Source organism: Actinosynnema sp. NPDC023658 (genome assembly GCF_040639995.1).
GTDB lineage: Bacteria > Actinomycetota > Actinomycetes > Mycobacteriales > Pseudonocardiaceae > Actinosynnema.
Map to the genome: position 1 here is coordinate 1 of NZ_JBFAAX010000214.1, position 9,525 is coordinate 9,525.

Genomic DNA, 9,525 nt, shown 5'->3' on the forward strand with positions numbered 1-9,525 from the left:
CGCGTCAAGGGGGCCGTTCCAGCCCAGGGTGCGGTGGGGAGGGAAGTGCCCCCTTGACACGCGCGGTTGGGCGTAGCCAGGTCGGCGGGATGACACGAAGCCCTTGGGTGTGGGGAAGCGGGCACATTCGGGGGGAGAGAGAGTCCGCGAGTCAGTCGTCGGGGAGGCCCCAGGTGCCCTTGGGAGGGGCGGGGGACGGGGTGGCGGTCTGGTCGGTTGTGGGTGGGGTGCCGCCGATGAAGCGGATCAGGGAGTTGTCGTGCTCGACCCGGCCGGGGAACGGGTCGCCGGCGGTCAGCCTGGTGAGGGCGGCCACGGGTAGTTCGGTGTGGGAGGCGACCAGGACGAAGTTGCCGAACCTCCGTCCCCGGAACACCGCGGGCTCGGCCATCACGCACACGTGGGGGAAGACGGTGTGCACGGTGGCAGCTTGGGCCTTGGCGAACGCCAGCTTGCCGCCGTCACCGATGTTCGCCGCGTAGATGCCGCCCGCGCGGAGCGTGCGCGACGCCAGCTCCACGAACTCGACGGACGTGAGGTGGGCGGGGGTGCGGGCGCCGGCGAACACGTCGGTCACGACGAGGTCGAAGGTGTCCTCCGGCGCTTTCGACAGCACGGCTCGCGCGTCGCCGTTGCGGATGCGCAGGCGCCAGTTCCGGTCCAGGGGGAGGACGCCCCGGACCAGGTCGATCAGCGCCGCGTCGATCTCCACGACCTGCTGGCTGGACCGCGGGCGCGTGGTGGCGATGTAGCGGGGGAGGGTCAGGGCTCCTCCGCCCAGGTGCAGGGCGCGGATCGGCTCGCTGCCGGGCGCGACCAGGTCCGCGACGTGGCCGAGCCTGCGCAGGTACTCGAACTCCAGGTGCGCCGGGTCGTCCAGGTCGACGTGGGACTGCGGGGTGCCGTTCAGGCGCAGCATCCACGCCCGCGGCACGTCCGGGTCCGGGATCAGCTCCGCGATGCCCGAGTCGACCTCACGGCTGATGGTCTCGTCGGCTTTCCGGATCCGTCCCACGCGATGATTATCCAGGCAGGGACTGCGTGCGGCGCTTCCGGTCCGCCGGCCTGCCCAGCCGCTCGGCGGTGCCCTGCAACGGCCCGAGCGCGGCGGCCAGGACGCGGATCGACTCGTCGAGTTGGCCGGTGGTCTCCGCGAGCGCCGTGATCCTCGGCTCCAGCTCGCGCAGCCGGTGCTGCACCGACTCCACCTGGTGCAGCGCCTCGGGCATCTCGTTGGCCAGGAACGTGGCCAGCTGCTCCAGCCGTTCGAGCGTGCCCCGCAGCTCCGCGACCTGCGTCAACGGTGTCAGCTTCTCCAGCGCGTCGGCTATCCGCGGCAGCGCGAGCACGCCCGAGACCAGGCCGGTGGCGACACGGGTGGTGATGCCCAACACGGTCCGCAGCATGTCGGTACGGTACCGATCGGTGCCGGTTCCGGCGGCTCGTGTAGCCCGATGGGTGGGCTCGCCGCACGTCGCTAAGCTGCGCAGTCGTGCAGATCGCCGCAGACGTACTCACCGCGCTGGTCGCGGTCATCCACCTCTACATCGTCGTGCTGGAGATGTTCCTCTGGAACACGCCGCGCGGCCGTGCCGCGTTCGGCACGACGCCGGAGTTCGCCGCCGAGTCGAAGGTGCTGGCCGCCAACCAGGGCCTGTACAACGGGTTCCTGGCCGCCGGGTTGATCTTCGCGCTGATCGCGCGGGGGACGACGGGGTTCGCGTTCGCGGTCTTCTTCCTGATCTGCGTGATCGTGGCGGGCCTGTACGGCGCGGCCACGGTCAGTCGTCGGATCCTCCTCGTGCAGGCCGTGCCCGCCGCGATCGCGTTGCTGCTGGTGCTGCTGGCCCGGTAGGCGGACGCCGCCACGGGCCCTTGGCCGGGTCGTAGCCGGTGCGCAGGTCTCCGCTGACGCGGGTCGGGCGGGGGGTCGGTTCCGAGGGAGTGGGGTCGGGGGTGTCCGCGGTGGGGATCGGTTCGCGGCCGGCGACCCAGGCGGCCAGGGCGGTGGTGATGGGCACGGCGGCCACCAGGCCGATGCTGCCCACCAGGGTCCGGACCACTTCCTGCGCCACCTCCTGCGCGGTGAGGATCTCGCCCAGGGTCCGGCCCGACAGCGAGAACGCCAGCAGGAGGGGCAGCGCCGCGCCGGCGTAAGCCATGACCAGGGTGTTCACCACGGAGGCCAGGTGGTCGCGGCCGATGCGGGAGCCCGCCGCGTAGAGGTCGCGGAACCCGAGTGACGGGTTGGCGCGGCGCAGCTCCCAGACCGCGCTGGTCTGCGTCACGGTCACGTCGTCCAGCACGCCGAGCGCGCCGATGATCGTGCCGGCCAGCAGGAGGCCGCGGGTGTCGATGCCGTGCCCGAGGAGCGACACCAGGTTCGCCGTCTCCGGGTCCAGGCCGGTCAGCTTGCCGAACGCGGAGAACAGCGCGCCGAGCACGCCGATCAGGGCGAGGCTCACCAGGGTGCCCACCACGGCCGTCGAGGTGCGGGCGGAGAGGCCGTGGGTCAGGTACAGGACGATGAACATGATCAACCCGGCACCGACCACGGCGACGGTCAGCGGGCTCTCGCCGGCCAGGATCGCGGGCAGCACGAACAGCACCAGCACCACGAAGCTCAGCACCAGCGCGCCCAGCGCCGCCAACCCCTGCCAGCGGCCGAGCAGCAGCACGGCCGCCGCGAACAGGACGGCGAGCAGCAGCAACGGCACGTCGCGCTGGAAGTCGGCCAGCTGGTAGGACGTGCTGTCGTTCGGGTTGCCCCCGCCGAAGGACAGCACCACGGCGTCACCGACGGCGAACGTCGGCGTGCCCGGCTGGTCCGGCACGGGGATCCGGACCTCCCGCCCGGACGCCGCGCCGTCGCTCATCCGCACGGTCACCAGCACGCACCCCGTGGCGCCGGGGTCGGTCGACTCCGGACCGCACCCGCCCTTGGCGGTGGCCGTCACGTCACCGCGCACCGGCACCTGCGCCAACCCGGCGGCGGCGCCGGTGCGCTGTTCGTGCCCGAACGGGTACAGCAGCAGCACGCCGACCGCGGTCGCCAGCACCAGCGGCAGCAGGAGAACCAGCAGCAGCTTGCGGACCGGTCGGGACGCGGGCTCGGAGGGGCCGTGCCCGTGTCCGTGTCCGTGGGCTGCGATCAGGTCCTTGGCGCGCACGGCGCACATACTGCCCGGCTACGGTCGGTGTCCGCATGCCGGACAGTTCGGTGCACGCCTCGGGGTGCCTCCGGCCACCGCGAGGCCGTCGGTGCCACGCTCGCCGCGTGACCACGAACTGGACACCCATCCACGGCCGGACCTTCGAGCCGGTCCCGTACCGACCCGCCCGGATGCCGGTCGACGAATCCCTGCGCACGGCCGCCGACCTGCGGGCCCGGATGCAGGAGCGCCGCACGGTGCGCATGTTCTCCCCCGACCCCGTGCCCGAGCAGGTGGTGCTCGACGCCATCGCGGTCGCCTCCACCGCACCGAGCGGAGCCCACCAGCAGCCCTGGACGTTCGTGCTGGTCAGGGATGCCGAGGTGCGGCGGCGCATCCGGGAGGCGGCCGAGCACGAGGAACGCGTCTCGTACGCGGGCAGGCTGGGCGAGGAGTGGCTGGACGCCCTGCGCCCCCTCGGCACGGACGACGTCAAGCCGCACCTGACCGAAGCGCCGGTGCTGGTGGTCGTGTTCCAGCAGCGGTACTACCTGGAGCCCGACGGCACCCGTCGCAAGCACTACTACGTGGACGAGTCGGTGGGCATCGCGGTCGGCATGCTGCTGTCCGCGCTGCACCTGTCCGGGCTCGCCGCGCTCACCCACACGCCCTCACCGATGAAGTTCCTCGGGGAGGTGCTGGGCCGTCCGCGCAACGAGAAGGCGTTCGCGGTGATCCCGATCGGCTACCCGGCCGACGACTGCGTGGTGCCCGACCTGGTCCGCAAGTCACTCGACCAGGTGGTCGTGACGGTCTGAGGGGCGAGCGGGTCCGCGTACCGGAAGTGCGCGGCGACCGCCTCCTCGCAGGCCTCCAGGGCCTGTCGCAGCCGCTGGTCCGATGACCCCGTGACCAGCCGCCACGGCACGCCCCGCTCGGTCAGGCCCGCCCGGAACAGCTCGGTCATCCAGTCGCGCAGGTGCTCGCCGTCCCGCCACCCGTCCTGCTCGAACGGCACGCCGACGTGGTCGGTCAGCAGGTAGAGGGCGGGGCGGTGGGCGTCCGGCGCGATGTCCGGGTGCGGCGCACCGAGGTACCGGTGGCCCCACACGGTCGCCGCCCACGGGTCGTTGTCGCACACGAGGACCGGTCCGTCCACCGCCGCGTCGGCCAGCTCCTGCTGCTTGCGGGCGACGTCCTGGAAGTCGCCCACGGTCCACACGAGACGGTCGGCGGTGGTTTCGGGGTCGAACGCGCGGGCGGCGGCCAGCTTCAGCTCGGTGTGCTCGCGCCCGTACTCCGGCACCCAGGGCGCGTCCAGGGCCGCCGCGAGGTGGCGTGAGAGCGTGGTGGTGCCCGTGCTCTCCGCGCCGAGCACGACGATCCGCGCGCACAGCCCGACCCTGGTGGCCGGTGCGAGGTGCGCCCACTGGCCGCGCGGGTCGCGCCGGACCTCCGTGCCGGAGATCGGGTGCGTCGTCCGCTCGTGGTCGACCAGCACGTGCCGGGCGCCCAGCCTCTTGGCCATCTCGTCGCCGTAGTGCTCGCTGGAGAACACCGCGTCGACCGCCGCCGACGCCGGGTCGCCGTCCAGGATGGCCCGGCGCGCGAGCACCGCCCGCGCCACGCCCATGTGCAGCTCCCACACGGTGTCGCTGTGGAAGTCCATCTCGTGGTCGTCGACGTCCCCGAGCACGACGAGACCGGGGGTGCCCGCGTGCTCGGCGCGCAGCCACGCGACCCGGTCCGCGACCGGGATGGACTCCGCGCTCGACGCCAGCACGGTCACGGTGGTGCGCCTGCTGCGCGCTGCGGCGGTGCGGATCAGGTGGTGGTGCCCGGCGTGCGGCGGGTAGAACTTGCCGAGCACCAGCGCGTGGTCGAAGTCGGTCACGCGGCGACCCTCTCGTCCTCGCGCAACGCCTTCGTCCAGTTGCGCAGCCCGAGCACGCACAGGGCCAGGAACCCGACGTAGAGGATCGCGGTGAGCCACAGGTCCTTGTAGGCGTACAGCGGAACGTAGATCACGTCCGCGGCGATCCACAGCCACCAGCACTCGACCTTCTTGCGGGTCTGCCCCCAGGTGGCCAGCAGCGAGAGCACGGTGGTCACCGAGTCCGCCCAGGGCACGGTCGAGTTGCTGAACGTGATCAGCACCCACCACAGCACGGCGGTGCCCACCACGCCGGCCGCGAGGAGCCACCACCACTGCTCGCGGGACGTGCGGCTGACGGGCAGCGGCGTGTGCTCCGCGCCGCCGCGCAGCCACGCCCACCAGCCGTACAGCGCGAGGGCGACGTAGACGACCTGGAGGCCCGAGTCGGCGTACAGGCCGTTGGCCGCGAACAGCACGAGGAAGGCGAGGTTGTTCAGGATGCCGATCGGCCAGTTCCAGGCGTTCTGCCGGGCCACCAGCCACACGCAGAGCGCGCCGGTCACGAAACCGGCGATCTCGCCCCAGCTCGTGCCCACGCCGGCGAAGGTGAACGCGATGGTGTTGAAGGGCCACAGGATGACGTCCAGCACAGGCACTCCGTTTGACCGTTGATCGAACACGTGTTCGAATGTGGACATGCGATGGGACGGGCAGAAGGACGGGGCGGACCCCAGGCAGGCTCTGCCGGGCTTGCCGGGGCTGGTGCGCAGCGTACGAACTCCCGACTTCGCCGACGTCGTGTTCCACGAGGTGAACGCCAAGTCCGTGATGAACAAGGTGCCCGGCGACGGGTTGCCGTTCGGCTGGACGATCAACCCCTACCGCGGCTGCACGCACGGCTGCACGTACTGCCTGACCGGTGACACGCCCGTGCTGCTCGCGGACGGCCGCACCAAGCCCATCGCGGACCTGTCCGTGGGCGAGGAGGTGTTCGGCACGTCGGAGGGCCGGTTCGCGGTCACCCGCGTGCAGGCGCTGTGGAAGACCTCCAAGCCCGCGTACCGGCTGACGTTGAGCGACGGCACGCAGGTCGTGGCGGGCGGCGACCACCGGTTCCTCACCGACGAGGGCTGGAAGCACGTCACGCCGGGTCGGTGCGACGACTTCGAGGAGCGGCCGTTCCTGGTCAAGGGCGCGCGGTTGGTCGGGACGGGCCGGTTCGCCTCGGCGCCGGCGCACGTCGCGGACTACCGGGCGGGCTACCTGTGGGGCGCGGTGCGCGGCGGCCTGCCCGGCCACCCGGACGTGCTGGCGCGGGTGCGCGAGTTCGCCGGCGGCCGGGTGCCGCGCGAGAACGAGCTGGTCGAGTGGCCGACCACGCCGGGGGAGGACTGGACGAAGGGGTTCCTGGCGGGCCTGTTCGACGCGCGTGGCAGCTCCACCGGCGGCGAGCTGGTCATGTCCAGTTCGGACAGCGCGGTGTTCGAGGCGGCGGTGCTGGCGTTGATGCGGCTGCGCGTGGCGCACGTGGTCGAGGTGCGCGGGGTGCGGGTCGTCGGTGACCTGGCCGAGCGGCTGCGGTTCCTGCACCTGATCGGCCCGGCGATCCCGCGCGGCAACGCGGTCGAGGGCATGGCGGTGCCCGTGACGTCCAAGTTGACCGTGGTCGCGGTGGAGTCGCTGGGCGCGACCCGGACGTTGTACGACATCACCACCGGCACCGGGGACTTCGTGGCCAACGGCCTGGTCAGCCACAACTGCTTCGCCCGCAACACGCACACCTACCTCGACCTGGACGCCGGGCGCGACTTCGACACCCAGGTGGTGGTCAAGGTCAACGCGGTGGAGGTGCTCAAGCGGCAGCTCCGGTCCCCGCGCTGGCGGCGCGAGCACGTGGCGATGGGCACCAACACCGACCCCTACCAGCGGGCCGAGGGCCGGTACGCGCTGATGCCGGGCATCATCACGGCGCTGGCCGACTCGGGCACGCCGTTCTCCATCCTGACCAAGGGCACCGTGCTGGCGCGCGACCTCCCGCTGCTGGCGCGGGCCGCGTCGTCGGTGCCGGTGGGCATCGGGGTGTCGCTCGCGCTGCTGGACCGCGAGCTGCAGTCCGTGCTGGAACCGGGCACGCCCAGCCCTCAGGCGAGGTTGGAGCTGGTCCGGCGGGTCCGTGACGCGGGGTTGCCGTGCGGGGTGTTCATCGCGCCCGTGCTGCCGAAGCTGACCGACTCGGAGGAGCAGCTGGACGCGCTGCTGGCCTCGGTCGCGGCGACCGGCGCCACCGGGGTCACGGTCCTGCCGCTGCACCTGCGGCCGGGCGCGCGGGAGTGGTTCGCCCGGTGGCTGGTGCGGGAACGGCCGGACCTGGCCGACGACTACCGGCGGCTGTACGCGCGGGGGTCCTACGTGGACGCCCGGTACCGGCGGTGGTTGGCGGCGCGCATCGGACCGCTGCTGGCGCGGCACGGCCTGGAAGCGCGCGGCAAGCGCGACGCGGTCGGCGTGCCCGGCGACGACGAGGGCGTGTGGCCGGAGGGCAGCCTCCCCTCCTCGGCCCCGGCGGCCCCGGTCGTCCAGGAACAGCTGACGCTCCTCTGAGCCGCCTGGGACCGGCGAGCCGGGCGTCCGGGGCACTAGGCTCGGCCGATGAGGGTGATCGTGTTCGGGGCCACCGGCATGGTGGGGCAGGGCGTGCTGCGCGAGTGCCTGCTCGACCCGGACGTGACGGCCGTCCTCGCGGTCGGGCGCGGCGCCACGGGCGCGTCCGACCCGAAGCTGACCGAGCTGGTCCACCGCGACTTCACCGACTTCACCGCGGTGGCCGACCGCCTCACCGGCTACGACGCGTGCTTCTACTGCCTGGGCGTGTCCTCGGTCGGCATGGCGCCGCAGGACTACGAGCGCATCACCTACGACTACACGCTCGCCGCCGCACGGGTGCTCGCGCGGGTGAACCCCGGGTCGACGTTCGTCTACGTCTCCGGCGCGGGCACCGACGCGCACGGCCGCGCCAGGTGGGCGCGGGTCAAGGGGCGCACCGAGGACGACGTGATCGCGTTGCCCCTCGACGGCTACGCCTTCCGCCCCGGCTTCATCCAGCCGCTGCACGGCGTCAGGTCGAAGGTCCGCTGGTACCGGGGCCTGTACGCGGTGGTCCGGCCGCTGTACCCGGTGCTGTCGCGCCTGCTGCCCCGGTACACGACGACCACCGCGCAGCTGGGAAGGGCGATGCTCGCGGTGGCGAAGCGGGGCGCACCGGTCCGGCGGCTCGGCAGCGTGGAGATCAACGCCCTCTAGCGCACCGCCTGCGGGAACGCCAGCACGCGGTCCGGGTCGTAGCGGCGGGCGACGGCGCGCAGGCGGCGCAGGTTGTGCCGGTACGACGTCGTGGCCCACTCCTCCTGCTCGGGGTCGAGGTAGTTGACGTACGTGCCGGTGCCGATCAGGTCCGCCAACGCCGACTGCGCCTCGTCCACCTCGCGGGTGACCTGGTCCGGCGGCAGGTCACCGACGGTGCCGAAGACCTCGACGGACGTCGGTGCGCCGCGGTGCGGGTAGGCCGTGTCGGTGGGCGACAGCCGGTCGATCGCGCCACCGAGCGCACCGATGATCAGCAGCGCGCTGCCCTTGCCGCGGACCGTGCCCGCCACCGCCGCCGGGTCGTCCCACAGGCCGTCGGAGATGCGCGAGGACGCCCGGAAGGCGTTGCGGGCCGGTTGGCCGCCGGTCATGATCGCCGTCGCGGTCGGGTAGTCGACCTCGCCGTGTTCGAGGGGACCGTCGACGCCCAGCCGGGCCAGCTCCGCGAGCAGGGGTCCTTCCGGGCCGACCGCGCAGCCGATCAGCTCCACCGAACCGTCCGGCGCGACCACGCAGGTGCTCGACACGTGGTCGGGGAGCGCGGCGCTCCACGGCTGCCACGCGCCGAGCACGTCCGCCGCCGACCCCGCCGGGCACCGGATGCGGAACACGGTCAGCACCTCCGGCGCGGGGGCGGTGGCGAACTCGAACGACGTGACCACGCCGTAGTTGCCCCCACCGCCGCCGCGCAGCGCCCAGAACAGGTCCGGCTCGCGGTCGTCCGAGGCCGTGACCAGTCTGCTGTCCACGGTGACCACGCGGGCGGCTCGCAGCCAGTCGCACGTGAGGCCGTACGTGCGTTGCACCCAGCCGAGGCCGCCGCCCAGGGTGAGGCCGGCGATGCCCACGGACGGGCAGTTGCCCAGCGGCAGGCAGCGGCCGGCCGCGGCGAGCGCCGCGTAGACGTCACCGAGGCGGGCGCCCGCGCCGACCACGGCGGTACCGTCGGGCCGCACCTCGATGCCGGCCATCGGCGCGAGGTCCACCACCAGGCCCTCGTGCGGGGTGGAGTAGGCGGCGTAGCTGTGCCCGCCGCTGCGCGCCGCCACCCGCAGGTCGGACCGGCGGGCCTCCTCCAGGCAGCGCTGGACGTCCTCGGGCCGGGTGCAGCGGGCGATGGCGGCCGGCCGGTGG

At 73.0% G+C, this 9,525-nt stretch carries 10 protein-coding genes; 4 read left to right on the top strand and 6 right to left on the bottom strand.

From position 1 onward, the window contains the following. Positions 1–151: 151 nt before the first annotated feature. Both AB0G02_RS21160 and AB0G02_RS21165 read right to left on the bottom strand, forming a co-directional pair. Complete coding sequence (locus AB0G02_RS21160; protein ID WP_360797023.1) at positions 152–1,015, bottom strand: fused MFS/spermidine synthase; 864 nt, start codon at positions 1,013–1,015, stop codon at positions 152–154. A 7-nt stretch (positions 1,016–1,022) separates the two neighbouring features. Continuing rightward, positions 1,023–1,406 (bottom strand): hypothetical protein, encoded by a 384-nt coding sequence (locus tag AB0G02_RS21165; protein WP_360797025.1) that lies wholly within the window; start codon positions 1,404–1,406, stop codon positions 1,023–1,025. Positions 1,407–1,492: 86 nt separating this feature from the next. Here AB0G02_RS21165 and AB0G02_RS21170 point away from each other — a divergent pair, with 86 nt between their 5' ends. Then, complete coding sequence (locus tag AB0G02_RS21170) at positions 1,493–1,855, top strand: DUF1304 domain-containing protein (protein ID WP_360797027.1); 363 nt, start codon at positions 1,493–1,495, stop codon at positions 1,853–1,855. Here AB0G02_RS21170 and AB0G02_RS21175 read toward each other — a convergent pair. Then, entirely contained in the window at positions 1,782–3,179 is a 1,398-nt protein-coding gene (locus AB0G02_RS21175) for a YibE/F family protein (RefSeq protein ID WP_360797028.1), read from the bottom strand. The two genes, AB0G02_RS21170 and AB0G02_RS21175, sit on opposite strands and share 74 nt — an antisense overlap. Positions 3,180–3,343: 164 nt before the next feature. Here AB0G02_RS21175 and AB0G02_RS21180 point away from each other — a divergent pair, with 164 nt between their 5' ends. Then, a complete protein-coding gene (locus AB0G02_RS21180) occupies positions 3,344–3,970 on the top strand; it encodes a nitroreductase family protein (RefSeq protein WP_360797040.1) in 627 nt (208 codons plus the stop codon). Here AB0G02_RS21180 and AB0G02_RS21185 read toward each other — a convergent pair. Together AB0G02_RS21185 and pnuC are read right to left on the bottom strand one after the other, a co-directional pair. Continuing rightward, positions 3,898–5,046, bottom strand: a complete 1,149-nt coding sequence (locus AB0G02_RS21185; RefSeq protein WP_360797030.1) for an AAA family ATPase — start codon at positions 5,044–5,046, stop codon at positions 3,898–3,900. The two genes, AB0G02_RS21180 and AB0G02_RS21185, sit on opposite strands and share 73 nt — an antisense overlap. Continuing rightward, positions 5,043–5,678 (bottom strand): nicotinamide riboside transporter PnuC, encoded by a 636-nt coding sequence (gene pnuC, locus AB0G02_RS21190; protein WP_360797032.1) that lies wholly within the window; start codon positions 5,676–5,678, stop codon positions 5,043–5,045. The genes AB0G02_RS21185 and pnuC overlap by 4 nt, the downstream gene beginning before the upstream one ends. Positions 5,679–5,724: 46 nt before the next feature. Between pnuC and AB0G02_RS21195 the strand changes: the two genes are divergently transcribed. Together AB0G02_RS21195 and AB0G02_RS21200 are read left to right on the top strand one after the other, a co-directional pair. Further along, complete coding sequence (locus AB0G02_RS21195) at positions 5,725–7,629, top strand: intein-containing Rv2578c family radical SAM protein (protein WP_360797034.1); 1,905 nt, start codon at positions 5,725–5,727, stop codon at positions 7,627–7,629. 48 nt (positions 7,630–7,677) lie between these two features. Then, positions 7,678–8,328 carry an NAD(P)H-binding protein gene (locus AB0G02_RS21200; RefSeq protein WP_360797036.1) on the top strand — a complete coding sequence of 217 codons (651 nt, stop codon included), beginning with the start codon at positions 7,678–7,680 and terminating at the stop codon, positions 8,326–8,328. Here AB0G02_RS21200 and AB0G02_RS21205 read toward each other — a convergent pair. Then, positions 8,325–9,525 (bottom strand): FAD-binding protein (locus AB0G02_RS21205; protein ID WP_360797038.1); only part of this gene is annotated, 1,201 nt, incomplete at its 5' end. The two genes, AB0G02_RS21200 and AB0G02_RS21205, sit on opposite strands and share 4 nt — an antisense overlap.